The 21,874-nt window shown below is 68.3% G+C and carries 21 protein-coding genes; 17 read left to right on the top strand and 4 right to left on the bottom strand.

Going from position 1 to position 21,874, the window contains the following annotated elements; all coding sequences use genetic code 11:
* Positions 1-4: 4 nt before the first annotated feature.
* A complete protein-coding gene (locus AQJ27_RS14635) occupies positions 5-451 on the top strand; it encodes an imidazolonepropionase-like domain-containing protein (RefSeq protein WP_067367504.1) in 447 nt (148 codons plus the stop codon).
* A gap of 94 nt (positions 452-545) precedes the next feature.
* Here AQJ27_RS14635 and AQJ27_RS14630 read toward each other — a convergent pair whose 3' ends face one another.
* The gene (locus tag AQJ27_RS14630) at positions 546-1,598 is read right to left on the bottom strand and encodes a chitinase (protein WP_067367502.1); all 1,053 of its coding nucleotides are present in this window, start codon (positions 1,596-1,598) and stop codon (positions 546-548) included.
* Positions 1,599-1,989: 391 nt separating this feature from the next.
* Here AQJ27_RS14630 and AQJ27_RS14625 point away from each other — a divergent pair, with 391 nt between their 5' ends.
* The 4 genes from AQJ27_RS14625 to AQJ27_RS14610 all read left to right on the top strand — a co-directional run bounded on the left by AQJ27_RS14625 (position 1,990) and on the right by AQJ27_RS14610 (position 6,935).
* Positions 1,990-2,310: a hypothetical protein gene (locus tag AQJ27_RS14625; protein ID WP_341866075.1), complete on the top strand. Its 321-nt coding sequence runs from the start codon at positions 1,990-1,992 to the stop codon at positions 2,308-2,310.
* Between the two features lie 19 nt (positions 2,311-2,329).
* Entirely contained in the window at positions 2,330-4,753 is a 2,424-nt protein-coding gene (locus AQJ27_RS14620) for a bifunctional polysaccharide deacetylase/glycosyltransferase family 2 protein (RefSeq protein ID WP_067367498.1), read from the top strand.
* 1 nt (position 4,754) lies between these two features.
* Entirely contained in the window at positions 4,755-6,167 is a 1,413-nt protein-coding gene (locus tag AQJ27_RS14615; RefSeq protein ID WP_067367495.1) for an acyltransferase family protein, read from the top strand.
* 72 nt (positions 6,168-6,239) lie between these two features.
* Positions 6,240-6,935, top strand: a complete 696-nt coding sequence (locus AQJ27_RS14610) for a demethylmenaquinone methyltransferase (RefSeq protein WP_067367491.1) — start codon at positions 6,240-6,242, stop codon at positions 6,933-6,935.
* 132 nt (positions 6,936-7,067) lie between these two features.
* Here AQJ27_RS14610 and AQJ27_RS14605 read toward each other — a convergent pair whose 3' ends face one another.
* Positions 7,068-7,400, bottom strand: a complete 333-nt coding sequence (locus AQJ27_RS14605; RefSeq protein WP_079064995.1) for a PASTA domain-containing protein — start codon at positions 7,398-7,400, stop codon at positions 7,068-7,070.
* Between the two features lie 102 nt (positions 7,401-7,502).
* Positions 7,503-8,009 carry a GNAT family N-acetyltransferase gene (locus AQJ27_RS14600; RefSeq protein ID WP_067367484.1) on the bottom strand — a complete coding sequence of 169 codons (507 nt, stop codon included), beginning with the start codon at positions 8,007-8,009 and terminating at the stop codon, positions 7,503-7,505.
* A 98-nt stretch (positions 8,010-8,107) separates the two neighbouring features.
* Between AQJ27_RS14600 and AQJ27_RS14595 the strand changes: the two genes are divergently transcribed.
* Positions 8,108-9,403, top strand: a complete 1,296-nt coding sequence (locus tag AQJ27_RS14595; RefSeq protein WP_067367481.1) for a geranylgeranyl reductase family protein — start codon at positions 8,108-8,110, stop codon at positions 9,401-9,403.
* A gap of 132 nt (positions 9,404-9,535) precedes the next feature.
* Here the strand turns inward: AQJ27_RS14595 and AQJ27_RS14590 are convergent, their stop codons facing one another.
* Positions 9,536-10,381, bottom strand: coding sequence for a C40 family peptidase (locus AQJ27_RS14590; protein WP_079064975.1), 846 nt, complete (start codon positions 10,379-10,381; stop codon positions 9,536-9,538).
* Positions 10,382-11,106: 725 nt separating this feature from the next.
* Between AQJ27_RS14590 and AQJ27_RS14585 the strand changes: the two genes are divergently transcribed.
* The 11 genes from AQJ27_RS14585 to nuoK are packed head-to-tail and all read left to right on the top strand — an operon-like array spanning position 11,107 to position 21,874.
* Positions 11,107-11,466 (top strand): NADH-quinone oxidoreductase subunit A, encoded by a 360-nt coding sequence (locus tag AQJ27_RS14585; RefSeq protein WP_007383963.1) that lies wholly within the window; start codon positions 11,107-11,109, stop codon positions 11,464-11,466.
* Between the two features lie 14 nt (positions 11,467-11,480).
* Entirely contained in the window at positions 11,481-12,035 is a 555-nt protein-coding gene (locus AQJ27_RS14580; RefSeq protein WP_053743379.1) for a NuoB/complex I 20 kDa subunit family protein, read from the top strand.
* Positions 12,032-12,772: an NADH-quinone oxidoreductase subunit C gene (locus AQJ27_RS14575; protein WP_067367474.1), complete on the top strand. Its 741-nt coding sequence runs from the start codon at positions 12,032-12,034 to the stop codon at positions 12,770-12,772. Before AQJ27_RS14580 ends, AQJ27_RS14575 begins: the two co-directional genes overlap by 4 nt.
* Complete coding sequence (locus AQJ27_RS14570) at positions 12,769-14,112, top strand: NADH-quinone oxidoreductase subunit D (RefSeq protein WP_067367471.1); 1,344 nt, start codon at positions 12,769-12,771, stop codon at positions 14,110-14,112. The genes AQJ27_RS14575 and AQJ27_RS14570 overlap by 4 nt, the downstream gene beginning before the upstream one ends.
* 29 nt (positions 14,113-14,141) lie before the next feature.
* Positions 14,142-14,951 carry an NADH-quinone oxidoreductase subunit NuoE gene (gene nuoE / locus AQJ27_RS14565; protein WP_067367904.1) on the top strand — a complete coding sequence of 270 codons (810 nt, stop codon included), beginning with the start codon at positions 14,142-14,144 and terminating at the stop codon, positions 14,949-14,951.
* The gene (gene nuoF / locus AQJ27_RS14560; protein ID WP_177324079.1) at positions 14,948-16,297 is read left to right on the top strand and encodes an NADH-quinone oxidoreductase subunit NuoF; all 1,350 of its coding nucleotides are present in this window, start codon (positions 14,948-14,950) and stop codon (positions 16,295-16,297) included. The genes nuoE and nuoF overlap by 4 nt, the downstream gene beginning before the upstream one ends.
* Positions 16,294-18,798, top strand: coding sequence for an NADH-quinone oxidoreductase subunit G (locus AQJ27_RS14555; RefSeq protein ID WP_067367468.1), 2,505 nt, complete (start codon positions 16,294-16,296; stop codon positions 18,796-18,798). The genes nuoF and AQJ27_RS14555 overlap by 4 nt, the downstream gene beginning before the upstream one ends.
* Positions 18,795-20,168 (top strand): NADH-quinone oxidoreductase subunit NuoH, encoded by a 1,374-nt coding sequence (gene nuoH, locus AQJ27_RS14550; RefSeq protein ID WP_067367465.1) that lies wholly within the window; start codon positions 18,795-18,797, stop codon positions 20,166-20,168. The genes AQJ27_RS14555 and nuoH overlap by 4 nt, the downstream gene beginning before the upstream one ends.
* Positions 20,161-20,763 (top strand): NADH-quinone oxidoreductase subunit NuoI, encoded by a 603-nt coding sequence (gene nuoI, locus AQJ27_RS14545; RefSeq protein ID WP_067367461.1) that lies wholly within the window; start codon positions 20,161-20,163, stop codon positions 20,761-20,763. The genes nuoH and nuoI overlap by 8 nt, the downstream gene beginning before the upstream one ends.
* A complete protein-coding gene (locus AQJ27_RS14540; RefSeq protein WP_067367458.1) occupies positions 20,760-21,578 on the top strand; it encodes an NADH-quinone oxidoreductase subunit J in 819 nt (272 codons plus the stop codon). The genes nuoI and AQJ27_RS14540 overlap by 4 nt, the downstream gene beginning before the upstream one ends.
* On the top strand, positions 21,575-21,874 hold the full coding sequence (gene nuoK / locus AQJ27_RS14535; RefSeq protein ID WP_067367455.1) for an NADH-quinone oxidoreductase subunit NuoK: 300 nt from the start codon (positions 21,575-21,577) through the stop codon (positions 21,872-21,874). The genes AQJ27_RS14540 and nuoK overlap by 4 nt, the downstream gene beginning before the upstream one ends.

Here is a 21,874-nt window from a genome sequence, read left to right as displayed (position 1 = left end):
CGCCGTGCTGACGATCCACACCGCCGACGAGCTGCGCATCAGCTGGGACGCGGACCCGCTGAAGGACGGCGCGGTCGCCGTGGAGGGCGACCGGGTCGCGGGCACCGGTCCGCTGGACGTGCTGCTGGAGCGCTTTCCGGGGGCACGGGTCCGCAGCTGGCCCGGGGTCCTCGGCCCGGCACTCGTCCATGAGGGCCCACTGCCGCAGGCGCCGTCCCCACGGGAACGCGTTCACGCCATTCTGAAGTCGGGTGCGGTGGCGGTTCTTCAGGAGCACGTCGACACACCGGAACTCCGGGCCGCGGCCCAGCGAAACGACGTCGTGGTCCTGGCCCGCACCCGGCCTACGGCGATCGTGGCCCCCGGCCGGGCCGACCTGGCGGTGTTCGACGTGGATGGGGCATGCGTCGCGACCGTGTGCGCGGGTCGCCTGGTACACAGACGCCGCTGAACTTCTTGCCCCCGGGCGGGGAAGCGCCCCGTTTTCAGGGGCGCGGGGAACTGCGCGACCAGCCCCCACCGGCCCGCAGATCAGATATGCGCCGTCACCCAGCGAACGCCTGAGCAAACGCCCCCGAACTCTGCGAAACTCCACTGCAATTGGTGGCCGCATTGTCCGAAGAAGCGTCATCACTCGAACACTGCTGATCCCGGAACGTCGACCACATCGACACCCAAGCGATCTTCTTCGACTCGGCAAACGCACGGACCTGCGCCGCGTCCGAGAGGCTGAACGTTTCGTTGGCCACGTCGTTGTCCCCGATCATCGACGTCAACGCGAGCCCCTGCCAGGCCCCCGCACTCGACAGCCCGAACACATCCTGCAGCTGATCGTGGGTCGCCTTGGCGGACGTCTCGGCGTAGTCGCCCATGTCCCCCGAGTACGAACTCCCGTAATTCATCGTCATGATGTTGACCGTGGAGACCGTCACGGAGTTGTCGTTGGCGGACTCCAGCAGCGCCAGACTGTCCGAATCCAGCCCGGACGGCATGACCGGCAGCGTGAAGGACATCTTCAGGTCATCGCGCTCCTCCTGGAGCAGCGCGATCGCCTTGGACCGCAGCGCCACCGACGCGGAGTCGGTCAGCGCGTCCCCCTCGATGTCGAAGTCGGCCTGGGTGGACCCGGCGGCGTCGAGCGCCGCCCCGTACGCCGCCGCGAGCGCGCTCGCGCTGCCGCAGACCTCCGCCAGCTCCTTGCCGGACGCCCCGCCGAACGAGACGCGCACACTCGCGCCTGACTTCTTCAGCGCCGAGATCCGGGACTTCACGGCGGCCTTGTCGATGGCGTCCGTGCCGTTCCACTTGGCCGTGCAGTTGCTGCCGTCGGAGATCACGAAGGCCAGGTTGTACGTGGTCGGAGACCCCGTCGAGTCCGTCGCGGAAGCCTCCGTGGCGCTCACGTAGGGCGCGTACGAGGTGCTGGACGAGGTGTCGGAGGAGGACGCGCTCTCGGAGGGCGCCGCACTCGTCCGCGGGGCCTGGGCGGTCCGCGGGGGCGCCGCGTCCGTGGTGCCCGTGCCACCGGAAGAGCACCCCGCCGCCGCCAGAGCAAACAGGCAGGTGAGCCCGGCAGCCGGCCTCAGATAACCCCTCATTGCGTATGCACCCGCTCTCGTGATTTCTGTCTCAGGACCGAAACAAAGTGGGATTCGGGAGTTCCAAGGTGGCACATCCGACGGCGATTCCCGAATACAGGAAGCGCATGGGTAACCCATGAGTAGCGGTACGCGAATCGGGCAACCCGGGCCGCGAATCGGTACACAAGGTAAATATGTATCGACCCTGAGCTGCGCGGATGTTCAAGGATTCTCTCAGGGAATGGACAGCTTGGGCCAAGTTTCATGGGCGCCTCACATGAGAACCAGAGAATTGGCCACATAAAGGAGCCCTAATATCCGGGGAATGCAATCCGAGTCAGCCATCGAAAACCACAGTCAAGGGCGCGGCCGCCGCCGCAAACGCGGCAACGCGTCCGAAGACGGTCCCGTGTTCGTTGACAACTCCGGGCGCAGAGCACGTCTGCTGCGCAGGTGCGGCATGCTCTTCGGCGCCGTCTGCTTCGGTTACGCGGTAGTCCTCGGGATGGCCTTCATGGGCTGGGGCACCTCGCTGACCCCGTCCTCGCTCTTCCCGTTCAGCGGCGACCAGGCCGGCTCCGCACCCGGGGGCAACCTTCGGCCGCAGGGCGGCGTGGCCCCCACCGGCAGGCCGACCGGCACCCCGCCGTCGGGCCTGCGCACGGGCACGGCCCCCTCCTCGGCCGCTTCCCCGGCCGCATCCGCGTCCGCTTCCACCGGCGCCAACTGACCGGAACGGACCCACCTCCATGACTTCGACGACGCCTTCACGCGGCCGCCGGCGCGCCCCCACCAAGATGGAGCGGGCGGCCGGCAAGGCCGCGGCGCTGCAGAAACCGCGTGTGATCCTCGCCCTGCTGCTCCTGCTGGGGCTCACCAGCGTGATGCTGCTCGACGGCTATCTGCGTTCCGAGATCGGCAACGACGCGCGGGTGCGCGACGGCGCGGCCTACGACAAGGTGCCGCAGAAGATCCTCGACGGCGGTCCGCTCCTGACGTTCACGGGCGGCACGGCCAAGACCCAGTCCGTTCCGAAGAAGACCATCGTGCTCACCTTCGACGACGGTCCGACCCCGACCTGGACCCCCCAGATCCTCAAGGTGCTCGACGACAACAACGTCGAGGGCACCTTCTTCATGGTCGGCTCGATGGTCTCCCGCTATCCGGGCGTCGTGAAGGACCTCGTGGACCAGGGCAACGAGGTCGGCATCCACACCTTCACCCACGTCGACCTCTCCTACCAGGGCACGGGCCGGCTCCAGCGCGAGCTGAAGCAGACCCAGCTCGCGCTCGCGGGTGCGGCGGGGATCACGACGACGCTGTTCCGCGCCCCGTACTCCTCGGAGATCAACGCGGTCGACAACTACAGCTGGCCCGTCTACAAGGAGATCGGCAACCTCGGCTACACCAGCGTCTTCGTCGACACCGACAGCGACGACTGGAAGAAGCCGGGCGTCTCGAAGATCGTCCAGTGGGCCACGCCGAAGAACAACAAGGGCGCCGTCGTCCTCATGCACGACGCGGGCGGCGACCGCTCGGAGACGGTCAAGGCGCTCGACACGTACATCAAGAAGATGAAGGCGAAGGGGTACTCCTTCACCACCGTCAGCGGTGCGATGGCGAAGCTGAACGGGGCGCCGAACGGCGCAGGCCGCACGGGCGCCACCGGTTCCGGACAGGCCGTCGAGGCCGGCGCCGGACAGACCGGCACCGGTGCGGGTGCGGGTGCGGGTGCGGGTGCCGGGGCGAGTGCGGGGGCCGGTGCCGGCGCGCTGGGCGAGCAGCCGGGCGGCGCGCAGTCCGCGCCCGGTTCGAGCTCCGCCGACAACTCCGCCAACAACTCCTCCAACAAGGTGAACATCGAGCAGTCCGGCCAGCAGAAGGCCACCGGCTCGACCCTCTACGAGGGCAAGGCCCTCGTCTACGCGGTCGCGGTCGCCGAATGGGTCCTGCCGCTGCTCTCCTGGCTGCTGCTGGTCGTCGGCATCTCCGTCATGGGCCGCTTCGGGATGATGCTGATCCTCGCCCGCCGCCACTACAGACAGCGCAACAAGAAGCGCGGCAAGGGCGGCAAGTTCAGCTGGGGGCCGACGGTCACCAGGCCGGTGACGGTGATCGTGCCCGCGTACAACGAGAAGGAGTGCATCGCCAACACGCTTCACTCGCTGGCGCAGAGCACCCATCCGATCGAGATCATCGTCGTCGACGACGGCTCCACCGACGGCACCAAGGAGATCGCCGAGGCGCTGGGCCTGCCCAACGTCCGGGTCATCCGCCAGGAGAACGCGGGCAAACCGGCCGCCCTCAACAACGGCGTCCGCAACGCGAGTTACGACATCGTCGTGATGATGGACGGCGACACCGTCTTCGAGCCGGACGCCGTGCACCAGCTCGTCCAGCCCTTCGCGGACCCGGGCATCGGCGCGGTCGCGGGCAACGCCAAGGTCGGCAACCGCAACACCATCATCGGCGCCTGGCAGCACATCGAGTACGTGATGGGCTTCAACCTCGACCGCCGCATGTACGACCTGCTGCGCTGCATGCCCACCATCCCGGGCGCGATCGGCGCGTTCCGCCGCGACGCGGTCCTCGAGGTCGGTGGCATGAGCGAGGACACGCTCGCCGAGGACACCGACATCACCATCGCGATGCACCGCGCGGGCTGGCGGGTCGTCTACCAGGAGCACGCCAGGGCCTGGACGGAGGCGCCGAGTTCGCTGAAGCAGCTGTGGTCGCAGCGCTACCGCTGGTCGTACGGCACCATGCAGGCGCTGTGGAAACACCGCAAGTCGCTGACGGACAAGGGCCCGTCGGGCCGCTTCGGCCGCATCGGCATGCCGCTCGTCGTGATCTTCCAGATCATCACGCCGGTCCTCGCTCCGCTCATCGACGTGTTCACGATCTACTCGATGATCTTCGTGGACTTCTGGGCCTCACTGCTGGCCTGGCTGGCGGTGCTGGTCGTCCAACTCGTCTGCGCGGCCTACGCGTTCCGCCTCGACCGCGAGAAGTACCGCTACCTCGCGATGCTGCCGCTGCAGCAGCTCGCCTACCGCCAGATGATGTACCTCGTCCTGATCCACTCCTCCGTGACCGCCCTGACCGGCGGCCGCCTCCGCTGGCAGAAGCTCAAGCGCACGGGTGAGGTCGGGACCCCGGCAGGAGTGAGCTGACATGAGCTGGGGCTCGGAACAACAGCGGTACCAGGGATATGAGGGGTACCAAGGCCAGCAGGAGTACCAAGGCCAGCAGGTCCAGCAGGTCCAGCAGGGTCAGCAGGGCCAACAGGGCCAGCAGGGATATGACTATGGGTACGGGCAGCAGCCCGATCCCTACGGCCAGGGCCCGCAGCCTCAGGTCGCCCAGCAGTACGGCTACGGCCAGGGGTACGTCGACCACGGTCAGGGGTACGTCACCGAGACGGCACCCCTGCCGGTGACCGAGCCGGAGCCCGAGCCGGAGCGCGCGGCGGACGCCGTCGTCCGGACCGAGCCCAGCCCTGACGCCGGGGAGCCCGAAAGCCCCGCCGCCGACCTGGAGCCGAAGGCCAAAGGCACCGGACGCGACCGCTACTTCGACGCGCTGCGCGCCGTCGCGCTGGTCCGTGTCGTGGCGTACCACACCTTCGGCTGGGCCTGGGCCGGCCTGGTCTTCCCGTCGATGGGCGTGATGTTCGCGCTCGCCGGCTCGCTCATGGCCAAGTCCCTGGAACGCCCCGCGCTCAAGGTGGTCAAGAGCCGGATGCGACGGCTGCTGCCGCCCTTCTGGTTCTGGGGCTTCTTCGTCGTCGTGGCGATGCTGATCCACGACTGGATGCCGGGCTGGCAGATCGTTTTCTGGATCGTGCCGGTCGGCGACCCACCGGGCAACCAGTGGGGCGTCCAGGCCTGGGAGATCCTCTGGTACCTGCGGACGTACCTCTGGTTCGTCCTGATGTCCCCGCTGCTCCTCAAGGTCTTCCGCAAGGCACCCCTTCCCGTCCTGCTCCTCTCCCTCGCCCCGATCCTGGTCTTCCAGTACGCCTGGCAGCCTCCGTACAACCGCTTCGGCAGCGGCCTGACGGACTTCGCCACCTTCCTGTTCTGCTGGCTGGTCGGCTTCGCGCACCGCGAGGGCGTGCTCCAGCGGCTGAAGCCCGCCCTGGTGATCCTGGCGTCGCTCGCCCTCCTGGCGTACGGCGGCTGGTACGCCTTCGCGCACCAGGCGGAGTTCGGTACGTACGACCTGGACGAGGTCCCCGTCGCGCAGACCTTCTGGTCGGCCGGCTTCGTGACGCTGCTGATGTACTTCAAGGCGTACTACAACGTCGACTTCGCCTGGCTCGCCCGCTTCAAGCGGCTCGACCGGATCGTGACGATCTTCAACGGGCGGGCGGTGACGATCTACCTCTGGCACGAGATCGCCCTCGTGCTCGCGGTCCCGCTGATCGACCAGTTCTGGAAGGTGCCCGCCTTCGAGAAGTGGCTGCCGCTGGAGAGCCAGTGGTTCATGTTCGGCATCGGCTGGGTGCTGATCTGGGTCGCCATCCCACTGGTCGGCTGGGTCGAGGACGTGGCCGCCAGGAAGAAGCCGAAGCTGCTCCCCTGAAGGGGGCGTGTGAGACCGGCGTACGGGCCGGGCGCCGCAGAGTCGCCCGGCCCGTGCTGCCACAATGGGGGAGTGACCCGCGCATCCCTGGACAAGCAGCCGCACGAAGTCGCCTCGATGTTCGACGACGTGGCGGAACGGTACGACCTGACGAACGACGTGCTGTCGCTCGGCCAGGACCGGGTGTGGCGCAGGGAGGTCGCGAAGGCGGTCGACGCGCGCCCCGCGCAGAAGATCCTGGACCTGGCGGCCGGTACGGCGACCTCGTCCCTCCCCTTCGCCCGCACCGGCGCGTACGTCGTGCCCTGCGACTTCTCCCTCGGCATGCTGCGGGTCGGAAAGAGGAACCACCCCTGGCTGCCGCTGACCGCGGGCGACGCGACGAAGCTGCCCTTCAAGGACGACACCTTCGACGCGGTGACGATCTCCTTCGGCCTGCGCAACGTCCAGGAGACCGACACGGCGCTGAGCGAGCTGTACCGGGTGACCAAGCCCGGCGGCCGGGTCGTGATCTGCGAGTTCTCGCACCCCACCTGGGCGCCGTTCCGCACGGTCTACACCGAGTACCTGATGCGCGCGCTGCCGCCGGTCGCCCGTGCCGTGTCCTCCAACCCCGACGCGTACGTCTATCTCGCCGAGTCCATCCGCGCCTGGCCGAACCAGCCCGAGCTCGCCGAGAAGCTGCGCAAGGCAGGCTGGTCGAAGGTGGCCTGGCGGAACCTGACGGGCGGCGTGGTGGCCCTGCACCGGGGCTTCAAGACCGCCTGACGCCACCTCCGGGCAAGCGCACCGCCTGACGCCGCCTGTCGGGCAAGCACCGCGTGACGCGCACCCCGGGCAAGCGCCGCCCGATGCCTTCTCCTGGCGAGCCGCCGCTCCCGGTTCCGGAGAGCGGCTGTCTCACCTGAGCACTTCGAACGGGTCCCCGGGCTCGTCGAGCTCACGGCGCATGCCGCCCGACGGCGGACCCGGCAGCCGAGGCTCCCGCACACCCGCGCCGCCCTCCCCGTCACCGAGGTCGAACCACACGGTGACCACGGCCCCGCGCGGCACCTCGGAGCCGGGCGGCGGATATTGGCGTACGACGTAGTCGACGACGGTGAGATGGAAGTCGGGCCGGTCGGGCGCGACGAGCAGCACACCTCGCGCGTCGGCCGTCTCGCGTGCGTCCACGGCCATCAGGCCGATGAGCCGCGGCACGCGCACTTCGGGTGTCTTGGGTGTCTGGCGCACGGACGTCACCCCCAGCGGTATCGGAAGGGTAAGCCAGGGCCCGGCCCTTCCGGAAGCCGTCGGGTGGCTGCCAGAAACCGTGAGGCGGCCTTCCGGAAGCCGTCAGAGGGCGAGGCGGTAGCAGTGCGCGGGCTCACCCGTCGTGGGGCGGGTGAAGACCTCGGCCAGTTCCATGCCGACGCGTCGGGTCACGGCGATGGAGCGCTCGTTGCCGGGTCTGACCATGGCGACGACATCCGAGACGCCCGCGGCGCGCACCCGCTCCAGGGTGGTGAGCGCGGCGGCGGTGACGTACCCCTTGCCCCAATGCGCCCTGCCGAGCCGCCACCCGATCTCGATCTCCCCCTCCGGCCCCCACGCGCGCGGCCACGGCTGCGCGCCGGTGAAGCCCAGCACCTCGTCCTCCGGGCCGACCATGGTCCACAGACAGAAACCCAGTTCGGCGTCGTGCCGGCGCTGCCGCGCGGTGAGCTCCTCGTACACCGACAGTTCGGCCGCCTTCCCACCGTGGAACTCCATGACCTCGGGGTCGGCGAAGATCCGGTGCCAGGCGAACGCGTCCTCGTCGGTGGGGACACGCAGCCGTACGTCGGGCAGAGCTCGGTTCACGGGGCAACCCTTCAGCCAGGTGATCAGTACCGCTGCATAGACTGCCCATGTCCAGTGCCCGTCAGCACGCAGATTTCGAGTCTTGGGGAGACCCCGCCGTGACCGAGCCCCAACCCCTCTCCGAAAACACCGCAGATGTGATCGTCGTCGGGGCTGGACCAGCCGGTTCCACGACCGCGTACTACCTGGCGAAGGCCGGACTCGACGTCCTGCTCCTGGAGAAGACCGCGTTCCCGAGGGAGAAGGTCTGCGGTGACGGCCTGACCCCGCGCGCCACCAAGCAGCTCGTCTCCATGGGGATCGACATCTCCGAAGAGGCCGGCTGGCTGCGCAACAAGGGCCTGCGCATCATCGGCGGCGGCGTCCGCCTCCAGCTGGACTGGCCGGATCTCGCCTCCTACCCGGACTACGGACTCGTCCGCAAGCGCGACGACTTCGACGAGCAGCTGGCCCGGCAGGCGCAGAAGGCGGGCGCGCGGCTGTACGAGCGCTGCAACGTCGGTGCCCCCATCATCGACGACCGCACCGGCCGCATCACGGGCGTGCACGCGAAGCTGGGCGACGCGGGGGAGAAGCGCGAGGTCACCTTCCACGCGCCGCTGGTCGTCGCCGCCGACGGCAACTCCACCCGCCTGTCCCTGGCGATGGGCCTGCACCGCCGCGAGGACCGCCCGATGGGTGTCGCGGTCCGTACGTACTTCACGTCCCCGCGCCACGAGGACGACTACCTGGAGTCCTGGCTGGAGCTGTGGGACCGCCGGGGCGCCGAGGACCGTCTGCTGCCCGGCTACGGCTGGATCTTCGGCATGGGCGACGGCACCTCGAACGTCGGCCTCGGCGTGCTCAACACCTCCGACTCCTTCAAGGAGCTGGACTGGCGCGAGGTCCTGAAGGCCTGGTGCGCGTCCATGCCGGAGGACTGGGGCTACACGCCGGAGAACATGACCGGCCCGATCCGCGGCGCCGCCCTCCCCATGGCCTTCAACCGCCAACCCCACTACACCAAGGGTCTGCTGCTGGTCGGCGACGCCGGCGGCCTGGTCAACCCCTTCAACGGCGAGGGCATCGCCTACGCCATGGAGTCCGGCCAGATCGCCGCGGACGTCATCGTGCAGGCCCACGCCCGCTCGACGCCCGCCCAGCGAGAACTGGCCCTCCAGCGCTACCCCCGTGTCCTCAAGGACACCTACGGCGGCTACTACACGCTCGGCCGCGCTTTCGTGAAGCTCATCGGCAACCCGAAGGTCATGAAGATCGCGGCCCAGCGCGGCCTGACCCACCCGCTCCTGATGAAGTTCACCCTCAAGATGCTCGCGAACCTCACGGACCCGACCGGCGGCGACGCGATGGACCGCATCATCAACGGCCTCTCGAAGGTGGCACCGAAGGCCTGACGCCATCACGGGGTCGCCCGGGGGCCCGGGCGGCCTCCGGGGACGGTCTTGCCCCCTCCGGGACAGCACGACGAGGCCGCCACCCACTCGGGTGGCGGCCTTCATGCCGTATGACTCACAAGGTCCCGCGACTCAGAGAACGCGTACCGCGCCCGTGGCCGGGTAGCCCGAAAGGTCCTGAATCACCACACCCTTGGAGGGGTTGGCCGCGTCCAGGTACTGGCCGTTACCGATGTACACACCCACGTGGTACGCCGAACCGGCCGAACCCCAGTACAGGATGTCGCCGACCTGGATGTTGGACAGCGAGACCGGCGTACCGGACGTCGACTGGTCCTGCGAGACGCGCGGCAGGTCGACACCGACCTGCCGGAACGCGGCCTGCACGAGGCCGGAGCAGTCCCAAGCGTTGGGGCCCGTACCGCCCATCACGTACGCGTCGCCGACCTGAGCCTTGAGGAAGGCGATGACAGTGGCGACACTGCCGCTGGCCGGGGCGGAGACGGTCGAACTCGAGGAGCCCGAGGAGCCCACGGAGCTGGACAGGACGGTCCGCGTGGACGACCGAGAGGCGGCCTGGGCGGCCGCGGCCTTCCGCGCGTCCTCGGCCTTCTTCTTGGCCTCGGCCTTCTTCTTGGCGTCCGCGAGGTCCGCCTTGGCCTGCTTCGCGGCCTTTGCGGCGGCCGCGTCGCGCTCGGCCTGCAGCTCGTAGTTCGCGGCTGCCTGCTGCGTGGCATCCGCGGACTGCGCCAGCTGAGTGGCCAGGTCGGCCGTCAGGGTGGGCAGTTCGAGGGTCTGAGTAACGGGCTCGGCCGCGTTCGCCGAACCAGCCGCACCGGCCACGGCCAAGGTGCTGAGAACGCCACCGGCAACTCCGGCGCGCATCGCTAGCGTCGACGCGTTGCGGCGGGGCTTCCGGTGGTTGCGTATGTGAGCGGTGTGGGACATGGGTACAACCGGTATCAGGGACTCCCTCATACCTTCAAGAAACGTGTGGTGCGCCACAGTTGTTCAATCCGCGGCCGAATCCGCGGCGCGTCACTTCTTATTGACGCCGTAACGGGCATTCCGGACAGAGATGATCAAGCCTGTGATCATGTGCTTTCCGCATTACGTCCGAATTGCCCTCTGCCTACCATTGGTTGCAGCCTGTGGCCAAGGCCGGCTTATCTGACCCATAGATCGATGTGACACAGGTCACGGAACGGTCACCGGCGCAGCGGCGTCTCGCGCGCACCTCTCGACTGCCCCGTGCTCGTGAATGCATGCACGCGCCGATGTCCGTCCACATCCGTCCACACCCCTCCCTCTGATGTGTGAACGTGCGCCTCTATCAAGCCCCCGCGTCCAGCACCAATTTGCATGCGTCGGAAGTCTCTTGATATTGAGACGCCGCCCCGGACCTGTGATGACGAGCGGAAATGTCACATCTGGTGATCGCGCGGACGCTTCGCGTATGAAGATCACTGCTCATCCGACTTCATGATCCTTCGTCAGGTGGTGGAGATCACAAAGCTTGTGCAATACCCCGTGTCGCAGATCACAGACCGGCGGGCATAAGATGCGAGGCAGTTGGGCTTGTGACCTGCTTCACATGTCCGCGATCTTCGTCGGGACGCACGGGGTTCGTGGGACGGGTGGGGCGGAAGTGCTTGCCCGACGCAACCGCCAGCAGTCAGTGCCGACTGAGAGGAGCGAGGAGCGTGAACGCGTATGCGCCGATCCTCGTACTGGGAGCCCTCGGGGCAGGCTTTGCGATCTTCTCCGTGGTCATGGCCACGCTTATCGGTCCAAAGCGATACAACCGGGCCAAGCTCGAGGCCTACGAATGCGGTATCGAGCCGACCCCCACGCCGGCCGGCGGCGGGCGCTTCCCCATCAAGTACTACCTGACGGCGATGCTCTTCATCGTCTTCGATATCGAGATCGTCTTCCTCTACCCCTGGGCCGTCACCTTCGACGCCCTGGGTGTTTTCGGGCTCGTGGAGATGCTGCTCTTCGTGCTCACCGTCTTCGTCGCGTACGCGTACGTATGGCGGCGCGGCGGCCTGGAATGGGACTGAGGGGCCTTTAAGACATGGGACTCGAAGAAAAGCTGCCGAGCGGATTCCTGCTGACCACCGTCGAGCAGGCCGCAGGCTGGGTGCGCAAGGCGTCCGTCTTCCCCGCCACGTTCGGACTCGCCTGCTGCGCCATCGAGATGATGACGACCGGTGCGGGCCGCTACGACCTCGCGCGCTTCGGCATGGAGGTCTTCCGCGGCTCACCGCGCCAGGCCGACCTCATGATCGTCGCCGGCCGCGTCAGCCAGAAGATGGCGCCGGTGCTGCGGCAGGTCTATGACCAGATGCCCAACCCCAAGTGGGTGATCTCCATGGGGGTCTGTGCCTCATCGGGCGGAATGTTCAACAACTACGCCATTGTGCAGGGCGTCGACCATATCGTCCCGGTCGACATCTATTTGCCCGGCTGTCCGCCGCGGCCCGAGATGCTGATCGACGCGATCCTCAAGCTCCACCAGAAGATCCAGACCTCCAAGCTCGGTGTGAACGCCGAGGAGGCGGCCCGCGAGGCGGAGGAAGCGGCGCTCAAGGCGCTCCCCACCATCGAGATGAAGGGCCTGCTGCGGTGAGCGACGCGAACGGCAACGGGGTGAACCCCGAGAAGGACCTCGGCGCCTCGAACCTCCCCGGCCAGCGCGGCGAGGGCGGCGAGGAGATCCGCGTCCAGCGCGGCATGTTCGGCGCCAACAACGGTGGCGACACCACCGGCTACGGAGGCCTGGTCCGCTCCGTCCGGCTCCCCGGCCCGGCCACCCGCCCCTACGGCGGCTGGTTCGACGAGGTCGCCGACGAGCTGGAAGGCGCCCTGGAGGAACAGGGACTCGTCCCCGACAACGCCATCGAGAAGACGATCGTCGACCGCGACGAGCTCACCTTCCACATCGAACGCGAGTACCTGGTCCGGGTCGCCCAGACCCTCCGCGACGACCCGGCCCTGCGCTTCGAACTGTGCACGGGCGTGAGCGGAGTGCACTACCTCAGCGACAAGGGCCGGGAGCTGCACGCCGTCTACCACCTGCGCTCGATCACCCACAACCGGCTGATCCGCCTCGAAGTCAGCGCCCCCGACGCCGACCCGCACGTCCCCTCGCTCGTCTCCGTCTACCCGACGAACGACTGGCACGAGCGCGAGACGTACGACTTCTTCGGCCTGATCTTCGACGGCCACCCGGCACTGACGCGGATCATGATGCCGGACGACTGGCAGGGCCACCCGCAGCGCAAGGACTACCCCCTCGGTGGCATCCCCATCGAGTACAAGGGCGCCCAGATCCCTGCTCCGGACCAGCGGAGGTCGTACTCATGAGCACGCAGACCCCTTCTTCCGGCGCGTCCGCCGCGGCGGCGCGGGAGACGACCGAGGGCACCGTATATACGGTCACCGGTGGCGACTGGGACGAGATCGCCCAGTCCGCGGCGAAGTCCGACGACGAACGCATCATCGTCAACATGGGCCCGCAGCACCCGTCCACCCACGGCGTGCTCCGGCTCATCCTGGAGATCGACGGTGAGACGGTCACCGAGGCCCGCTGCGGCATCGGCTACCTCCACACCGGCATCGAGAAGAACCTCGAGTTCCGTACGTGGACCCAGGGCACCACGTTCGTGACGCGCATGGACTATCTGACGCCGTTCTTCAACGAGACGGCCTACTGCCTCGCCGTCGAGAAGCTCCTCGGCATCGAGGACCAGATCCCCGACCGCGCCTCGATCATCCGCGTCCTCCTGATGGAGCTGAACCGACTCTCCTCCCATCTGGTGTGCATCGCCACCGGAGGCATGGAACTCGGTGCCACCACGATCATGATCTACGGGTTCCGTGATCGTGAACTCATTCTCGACATCTACGAGCTGATCACCGGCCTGCGGATGAACCACGCGTACATCCGCCCCGGCGGACTCGCCCAGGACCTGCCGCCCGGCGCGGTGGACCAGATCCGCGAGTTCGTGAAGAAGATGCGCAAGAACCTTCCCGAGTACGACAAGCTCGCCACCGGGAACCCCATCTTCAAGGCACGTATGCAGGACGTCGGCTACCTCGACCTCGCCGGCTGCATGGCCCTCGGCGCCACCGGCCCGGTCCTGCGCTCCGCGGGCCTGCCGCACGACCTGCGCAAGGCCCAGCCGTACTGCGGCTACGAGACGTACGACTTCGAGATCCCGACTGCCGACACCTGCGACTCCTACGGGCGCTTCCTGATCCGCCTGGAGGAAATGCGCCAGTCGCTGCACATCGTCGAGCAGTGCCTGGACCGGCTGCAGCCCGGCCCGGTCATGGTCGCCGACAAGAAGATCGCCTGGCCCGCCCAGCTCGCACTGGGCCCCGACGGTCTCGGCAACTCCCTCGACCACATCAAGAAGATCATGGGCACCTCCATGGAGGCCCTGATCCACCACTTCAAGCTGGTGACCGAGGGCTTCCGCGTCCCGCCGGGACAGACGTACGCGGCGGTCGAGTCGCCCAAGGGCGAGCTCGGGGTGCACGCCGTGTCCGACGGAGGCACCCGCCCCTACCGGGTCCACTTCCGCGACCCGTCCTTCACCAATCTGCAGGCCATGGCGGCGATGTGCGAGGGCGGCCAGGTCGCCGACGTCATCGTCGCCGTCGCGTCCATCGACCCCGTGATGGGAGGCGTCGACCGGTGACCACGACCCCCGAGGGCGTCAGCCTGGGCATGCCCCAACTGCCCGCGCCCGACTATCCGGACGACGTCCGAGCCCGGCTCGAGGCGGACGCGCGCGAGATCGTCGCCCGCTACCCGGACTCCCGTTCGGCGCTCCTTCCGTTGCTGCATCTCGTGCAGTCGGAGGAGGGCCATGTCACGCGCACGGGGCAGCGGTTCTGCGCGGACGTACTGAACCTGACCACGGCCGAGGTCACCGCCGTCGCGACCTTCTACTCGATGTACCGGCGCAAGCCGAGCGGTGACTACCAGGTGGGTGTGTGCACCAACACCCTGTGCGCGGTCATGGGCGGCGACGCGATCTTCGAGGCCCTGCAGGACCACCTGGGCGTCGGCAACGGCGAGACCACCGACGACGGCAAGGTCACGCTGGAGCACATCGAGTGCAACGCGGCCTGCGACTTCGCACCGGTCGTGATGGTCAACTGGGAGTTCTTCGACAACCAGACCGTGGCCTCCGCGAAGCGGCTCGTGGACGACCTGCGCACGGGAGCACAGGTCGCACCCACCCGCGGCGCCCCCTTGTGCACCTTCAAGGACACCGCGCGGATCCTGGCGGGCTTCCCCGACGAGCGCGAGGGAGCCGTGGAGGCGGGCGGCAGCGCGGGCCCCGCCTCACTCATCGGTCTCCGCCTGGCCAAGGGGGAGAGCGTCCACGCGCGCGTGGTCCACCCACGAGGCGGTGGGGCACCGCAGGACCAGCCGCCGGCCGAGCACCTGAGCTCGCACGACGCGCCGCAGGACACATCGGCCTCCGACCCGTCGCACCCGGCGGGTCCCGCAGCCGAGGAGGGGGAGTGATGACGTTGGCACCCGAGATCGACGAGACCAGCCCGGAGAAGCTGCTCGCACCCGTGCTGTCGGCCTTCTGGGACGAGGAGAAGTCCTGGTCGCTGGACGTCTACCGGAGGCACGAGGGGTACGAGGGGCTGCGCAAGGCGCTGGCCATGTCGCCGGACGACCTGATCGCGTACGTCAAGGACTCCGGTCTGCGCGGCCGGGGCGGCGCGGGATTCCCCACCGGAATGAAGTGGCAGTTCATTCCTCAGGGCGATGGCAAACCTCACTATCTAGTTGTCAACGCCGACGAATCGGAGCCGGGAACCTGCAAGGACATCCCGCTCCTCTTCGCGAACCCGCACAGCCTCATCGAGGGCATTGTGATCGCGTGTTATGCCATCCGGTCTTCGCATGCGTTCATCTATCTCCGCGGTGAAGTCGTCCCCGTGTTGCGGCGGTTGCACGAGGCCGTTCGAGAGGCCTACGCGGCGGGCTACCTGGGCGAGAACATCCTCGGCAGCGGACTCGACCTCAAGCTCACCGTGCACGCGGGCGCGGGCGCGTACATCTGCGGTGAGGAGACCGCACTGCTCGACTCGCTCGAAGGCCGCCGTGGTCAACCGCGGCTCCGTCCCCCCTTCCCAGCCGTCGCGGGCCTCTACGCGTGCCCGACTGTGGTGAATAACGTCGAGTCGATCGCGTCAGTTCCCGCAATCCTCCGAAAAGGCAAGGAATGGTTCAGGTCGATGGGCAGCGAGAAGTCCCCGGGCTTCACGCTGTACTCGCTCAGCGGCCACGTCGCCAGCCCCGGCCAGTACGAGGCTCCGCTCGGCATCACCCTGCGTCAACTCCTCGAGATGAGCGGCGGGATGCGCCCCGGCCACCGGTTGAAGTTCTGGACGCCGGGCGGCTCCTCGACCCCGATGTTCACCGACGAGCACCTCGACGTCCCTCTTGATTACGAAGGAGTGGGTGCCGCGGGTTCCATGCTCGGCACAAAAGCACTCCAGTGCTTCGACGAGACGACCTGCGTCGTGCGAGCGGTCACCCGGTGGACCGAGTTCTACGCCCACGAGTCCTGCGGCAAGTGCACGCCCTGCCGCGAAGGGACGTACTGGCTCGTGCAGTTGCTGCGCGACATCGAGGCCGGCAAGGGCGTCATGTCGGACCTCGACAAGCTCAACGACATCGCCGACAACATCAACGGCAAGTCGTTCTGCGCCCTCGGCGACGGCGCCGCCTCGCCGATCTTCTCCTCGCTCAAGTACTTCCGCGAGGAGTACGAGGAGCACATCACGGGCCGCGGCTGCCCCTTTGACCCGGCCAAGTCCACGGCTTGGGCCGACCGCACGGAGGTGAACGCATGACGGTGACCACCAGCGCTCCCTCGGGAGGGGGAGAGGCGGCGGTTCCGCCGGAGGATCTCGTCTCGCTGACGATCGACGGAGCCGAGATCAGCGTGCCCAAGGGCACCCTGGTCATCCGGGCCGCCGAACAGCTCGGCATCGAAATCCCCCGATTCTGCGACCATCCGCTGCTCGACCCGGCCGGCGCCTGCCGCCAGTGCATCGTCGAGGTCGAGGGCCAGCGCAAGCCCATGGCGTCCTGCACGATCACGTGTACGGACGGAATGGTGGTGAAGACTCACCTCACCTCGCCCGCCGCCGAAAAGGCCCAGCACGGTGTGATGGAGCTGCTGCTCATCAACCACCCGCTGGACTGCCCGGTCTGCGACAAGGGCGGCGAGTGCCCGCTGCAGAACCAGGCGATGTCGCACGGCAACGCCGAATCCCGCTTCGAGGGCAAGAAGCGGACCTACGAGAAGCCGGTCCCGATCTCCACGCAGGTACTGCTCGACCGCGAGCGGTGCGTGCTGTGCGCCCGCTGCACCCGCTTCTCCAACCAGATCGCGGGCGACCCGATGATCGAGCTGATCGAGCGGGGCGCGCTCCAGCAGGTCGGCACCGGCGAGGGCGACCCGTTCGAGTCGTACTTCTCCGGGAACACCATCCAGATCTGCCCGGTGGGCGCCCTGACCTCGGCGGCGTATCGCTTCCGCTCGCGTCCGTTCGACCTCGTCTCCTCGCACTCGGTGTGCGAGCACTGCGCGGGCGGCTGCGCGACCCGCACCGACCACCGGCGCGGCAAGGTCATGCGGCGCCTGGCCTCCCCCGACCCCGAGGTCAACGAGGAGTGGCTCTGCGACAAGGGACGGTTCGGGTTCCGGTACGCGCAGCAGCGGGACCGGCTCGACACTCCTCTTGTACGGGGTGAGTCGGGTGAGCTGGAGCCCGCTTCCTGGCCCGAGGCCCTGGAGGCGGCGGCTCGGGGCCTGTCGGCGGCCCGCGGCCGGACCGGCGTCCTGACCGGTGGCCGTCTCACCGTCGAGGACGCCTACGCCTACAGCAAGTTCGCGCGCGTGGCCCTCGACACCAACGACATCGACTTCCGCGCGCGCGTGCACAGCGCCGAGGAGGCCGACTTCCTGGCCTCCCGGGTCGCCGGACACGGACGGGACCTCGACGGTACGGGCCTCACGTACACCTCTTTGGAGAAGGCGCCCGCCGTCCTGCTCGTCGGCTTCGAGTCCGAGGAGGAGGCGCCCGGAGTCTTCCTGCGGCTGCGCAAGGCCTGGCGCGGACACGGACAGAAGACCTTCTCGCTCGCCACGTACGCGACACGCGGCCTGGACAAGGCGGGCGGCACGCTGCTGCCCGCCGCGCCCGGTACCGAGACCGAATGGCTGGACGCCCTCGCGAGCGGCGTCGGCCTGGAGGGCGACGGTGCCAAGGCCGCCGAGGCGCTGCGCACCGAGGGTGCGGTGATCATCGTCGGCGAGCGGCTCGCGGGCGTGGCGGGCGGGCTCACCGCCGCCGTACGGGCCGCGTCCGCGACCGGCGCCACGCTGGTGTGGATCCCGCGCCGGGCCGGAGAACGCGGCGCGATCGAGGCGGGCGCGCTGCCGTCGCTGCTGCCGGGCGGGCGTCCGGCCACCGACCCCCGCGCGCGGGAGGAGGTCGCGACCGCCTGGGGCGTCTCCGATCTCCCGCACCGCTACGGGCGCGACACCGGCCAGATCGTCGAGGCCGCCGTCGGCGGGGAGCTGCGGGCCCTGGTGGTGGCGGGCGTGGAGGTCGCCGACCTTCCCGACCCGGCACGCGCGCGTGCGGCCCTTTCCGAAGTCGGCTTCCTGGTGTCGCTCGAACTGCGGCCCGGTGAGGTCACCGAGCACGCGGATGTCGTCCTCCCGGTGGCCGCGGTCGCCGAGAAGGCGGGCACCTTCATGAACTGGGAGGGCAGGTTGCGCTTCTTCGAGGCCGCGCTCAAGCCCGACCAGATGACCCGTCGTCTGGCGCCCACCGACGCGCGCGTCCTGCAGATGCTCGCCGACGCCATGGACGTACACCTGGGTCTGCCGGATCTGCGCACCACGCGCGGGGAGCTGGACCGGCTCGGTCCCTGGGGCGGCCTGCGGGCCACCGGGCCCGTGGAGATCGCGGCATCGCTGCCGCGTCCCGCCGCGGGGGAGGCCGTGCTCGCGGGCCACCGGCTGCTGCTCGACCAGGGCCGCCTCCAGGAGGGCGACGACGCACTCGCCGGGACCCGGCATGCCGCACGCGCGCGTGTGTCGGCCGCCACGGCCGCCGAGGCGGGCGTCAAGGAAGGCGACCTCCTCGCGGTCACCAGCAGCGCCGGAACCGTCGAACTCCCGCTGCAGATCACCGAGATGCCCGACCGCGTGGTCTGGCTCCCGCTGAACTCCACCGGAGGGGGCGTCGCCTCCGACACGGGGGCGCTGCCCGGCGCACTCGTCCGCATCGGCCCGGCGACGCTCGCCACCGAGGCCCCCAAGGAGGTGGAGGCATGACGCCGTACCTCGCCGCTGAAGACCTCTCCATGTTCGGCCGCGACCCCTGGTGGCTGGTCCTCGTCAAGGCGGTCTTCTGCTTCGCCTTCCTGATGGTGACCGTGCTCTTCTCCATCGTGTGGGAGCGCAAGGTCGTCGCCTGGATGCAGCTGCGCATCGGACCCAACCGGCACGGCCCCTGGGGCATGCTCCAGTCGCTCGCCGACGGCGTCAAACTGATGCTCAAGGAAGACCTCATCGTCAAACGCGCGGACAAGGTGGTCTACATCCTCGCGCCGATCGTCGCGGCCATCCCGGCCTTCATGGCGATCGCGGTGATCCCCTTCGGGCCCGCAGGCAACGAGATCTCGATCTTCGGCCACCGCACCACGATGCAGCTCACGGACCTGCCGATCGCGATGCTCTACATCCTCGCGGTCGCCTCGGTGGGCATCTACGGGATCGTGCTCGCGGGTTGGAGTTCTGGATCCACCTACCCGTTGCTGGGCGGTCTGCGGTCCTGCGCGCAGATGATCTCGTACGAGATCGCCATGGGCGCCTCTTTCGCCTCGGTGTTCCTCTACTCCGGGTCGATGTCGACCTCGACGATCGTCGAACAGCAGCACGACCGCTGGTACATCATCCTGCTGCCGGTCTCGTTCCTGATCTACATCATCACGATGGTCGGCGAGACCAACCGCGCCCCCTTCGACATGCCGGAGTCCGAGGGCGACCTCGTCGGCGGTTTCAACACCGAGTACTCGTCCATCAAGTTCGCGCTGTTCATGCTCGCCGAGTACGTGAACATGGTGACGGTCTCGGCCGTGTCGACCACGCTCTTCCTGGGCGGCTGGCGGGCCCCGTGGCCCATCAGCACCTTCTGGGAGGGTGCCAACCACGGCTGGTGGCCGATGCTCTGGTTCGTGGTGAAGGTGCAGCTGCTGCTGTTCTTCTTCATCTGGCTGCGCGGCACGCTGCCGCGCGTCCGCTACGACCAGCTGATGAAGCTCGGCTGGAAGGTCCTCATCCCGGTCTCCGTGGTCTGGCTGATGCTCGTCGCGACCGTACGGACCCTCAGGAACGAGAACTACGACTTCGCCGACATCGCCCTGTACGTCGGCGGCGGTGTCCTCGTCCTGCTGCTGCTCTCGTTCGCCGCGGACATCTTCCGCGACAAGCAGGGCGCCCAGGAAGCGCCCGCCGAGCCCGCCGCCTTCGATCCGATGGCCGGTGGATTCCCGGTGCCGCCACTGCCGGGACAGGAGCTCCCACCCGTGCCGCGGCGCCGTCCGCGCCGCGAGCGCGAGTTGATTGTCAGTGGTGGGTCCGATACTGCGAGTGACGGATCGAATGGCGGAACTCGTGACGGAAAGGAGGGGTCCGATGGCTGAGGAGCCGAAGGAGACCAAGCCCGGTTTCCAGAACCCCGTCGCAGGCTTCGGCGTGACCTTCAAGGCCATGTTCAAGAAGCGCCTGACGGAGCAGTACCCGGAGCAGCAGAAGACCACCGCCCCGCGGTTCCACGGCCGGCACCAGCTCAACCGCCACCCGGACGGTCTGGAGAAGTGCATCGGCTGCGAGCTGTGCGCCTGGGCCTGCCCCGCGGACGCCATCTATGTGGAGGGCGCGGACAACACCGAAGAGGAGCGCTACTCGCCGGGCGAGCGGTACGGCCGCGTCTACCAGATCAACTACGCCCGCTGCATCCTGTGCGGCCTGTGCATCGAGGCGTGCCCCACCCGCGCGCTCACGATGACGAACGAGTTCGAGCTCGCCGACTCCAGCCGCGCCAACCTCATCTACACCAAGGAGCAGCTGCTCGCCGGGCTCGACGAGGGCATGGTCGACACACCGCACTCGATCTTCCCCGGCACGGACGAGCAGGACTACTACCGGGGTCTGGTGACCGAGGCGGCGCCGGGCACGGAGCGCCAAGTCGCCGTCTCCAAGGGTGAGAAGCCCACGGAAGAGGGGGTGGAGGCATGAGCGCGCAGCTCGCCGCCTACTCCACCTCCACCGGAGAGGCCTTCCAGTTCTGGGTCCTCGGCACGGTCGCCGTGATCGGCGCCCTGTGCACCGTCTTCATGAAGAAGGCCGTGCACAGCGCGCTCTGTCTCGCCGGCACCATGATCGTCCTGGCGGTGTTCTACCTCGCCAACGGCGCCTACTTCCTGGGCGTCGTGCAGATCGTGGTCTACACCGGCGCGATCATGATGCTGTTCCTCTTCGTGGTCATGCTCGTCGGTGTCACCGCGGCGGACTCCCTGAAGGAGACCATCAAGGGTCAGCGCTGGCTGGCCCTGGTGTGCGGACTCGGCTTCGGTGTCCTGCTGATCGCGGGCATCGGCAACGCGTCCCTGAAGGACTTCAACGGCCTGAGCAAGGCCAACGCCAACGGGAACGTGGAGGGCCTCGCCGCTCTCATCTTCACGAAGTACGTGTTCGCCTTCGAAATCACCGGCGCCCTGCTCATCACGGCCGCCGTCGGCGCCATGGTGCTCACGCACCGCGAGCGCACCGAGCGCGCCAAGACCCAGCGCGAGCTGTCCGAGCAGCGCGTACGGGAAGGCAAGCACGTACCGCCGCTGCCGGCCCCCGGTGTCTACGCCCGGCACAACGCGGTGGACATCGCGGGCCTCCTCCCGGACGGCAGCCCGTCCGAGCTGACCGTCAGCAAGACGCTGCGGGACCGCGGCCAGGTCCGTGACGTGTCCACCGAGGCGCTGAGCGATCTGAAGGCGCTGGAGCAGCGGGCCGAAGAACGCCTGGAGCGCACGAAGACGGAGGAGGCGTCCAAGTGAACCCGGTCAACTACCTCTATCTCTCCGCCCTGTTGTTCACGATCGGCGCCACCGGCGTGCTGATCAGACGCAACGCGATCGTGGTGTTCATGTGCGTCGAGCTCATGCTCAACGCCTGCAACCTCGCCTTCGTCGTCTTCTCCCGCCTGCACGGCAATCTCGACGGCCAGATCATCGCCTTCTTCACGATGGTCGTCGCCGCCGCGGAGGTCGTGGTCGGGCTCGCGATCATCGTGTCGCTCTTCCGTTCCCGCCACTCGGCCTCGGTCGACGACGCCAGCCTGATGAAGCTGTAA

It is taken from the genome of Streptomyces olivochromogenes, assembly GCF_001514115.1.
Taxonomy (GTDB): Bacteria; Actinomycetota; Actinomycetes; order Streptomycetales; family Streptomycetaceae; genus Streptomyces; species Streptomyces olivochromogenes.
This window is presented reverse-complemented; position numbering and strand designations above follow the sequence as displayed.

Excerpts from the sequence above, each read along its gene's own strand:
- nuoH (WP_067367465.1), top strand. The coding sequence starts at position 18,795 with ATGACGCCGTACCTCGCCGCTGAAGACCTCTCCATGTTCGGCCGCGAC.
- AQJ27_RS14620 (WP_067367498.1), top strand. The coding sequence starts at position 2,330 with ATGACTTCGACGACGCCTTCACGCGGCCGCCGGCGCGCCCCCACCAAG.
- nuoI (WP_067367461.1), top strand. The coding sequence starts at position 20,161 with ATGGCTGAGGAGCCGAAGGAGACCAAGCCCGGTTTCCAGAACCCCGTC.
- AQJ27_RS14555 (WP_067367468.1), top strand. The coding sequence starts at position 16,294 with ATGACGGTGACCACCAGCGCTCCCTCGGGAGGGGGAGAGGCGGCGGTT.
- AQJ27_RS14630 (WP_067367502.1), bottom strand. The coding sequence starts at position 1,598 with ATGAGGGGTTATCTGAGGCCGGCTGCCGGGCTCACCTGCCTGTTTGCT.
- nuoE (WP_067367904.1), top strand. The coding sequence starts at position 14,142 with ATGCCCCAACTGCCCGCGCCCGACTATCCGGACGACGTCCGAGCCCGG.
- AQJ27_RS14580 (WP_053743379.1), top strand. The coding sequence starts at position 11,481 with ATGGGACTCGAAGAAAAGCTGCCGAGCGGATTCCTGCTGACCACCGTC.
- AQJ27_RS14590 (WP_079064975.1), bottom strand. The coding sequence starts at position 10,381 with ATGAGGGAGTCCCTGATACCGGTTGTACCCATGTCCCACACCGCTCAC.
- AQJ27_RS14570 (WP_067367471.1), top strand. The coding sequence starts at position 12,769 with ATGAGCACGCAGACCCCTTCTTCCGGCGCGTCCGCCGCGGCGGCGCGG.
- AQJ27_RS14615 (WP_067367495.1), top strand. The coding sequence starts at position 4,755 with ATGAGCTGGGGCTCGGAACAACAGCGGTACCAGGGATATGAGGGGTAC.
- AQJ27_RS14540 (WP_067367458.1), top strand. The coding sequence starts at position 20,760 with ATGAGCGCGCAGCTCGCCGCCTACTCCACCTCCACCGGAGAGGCCTTC.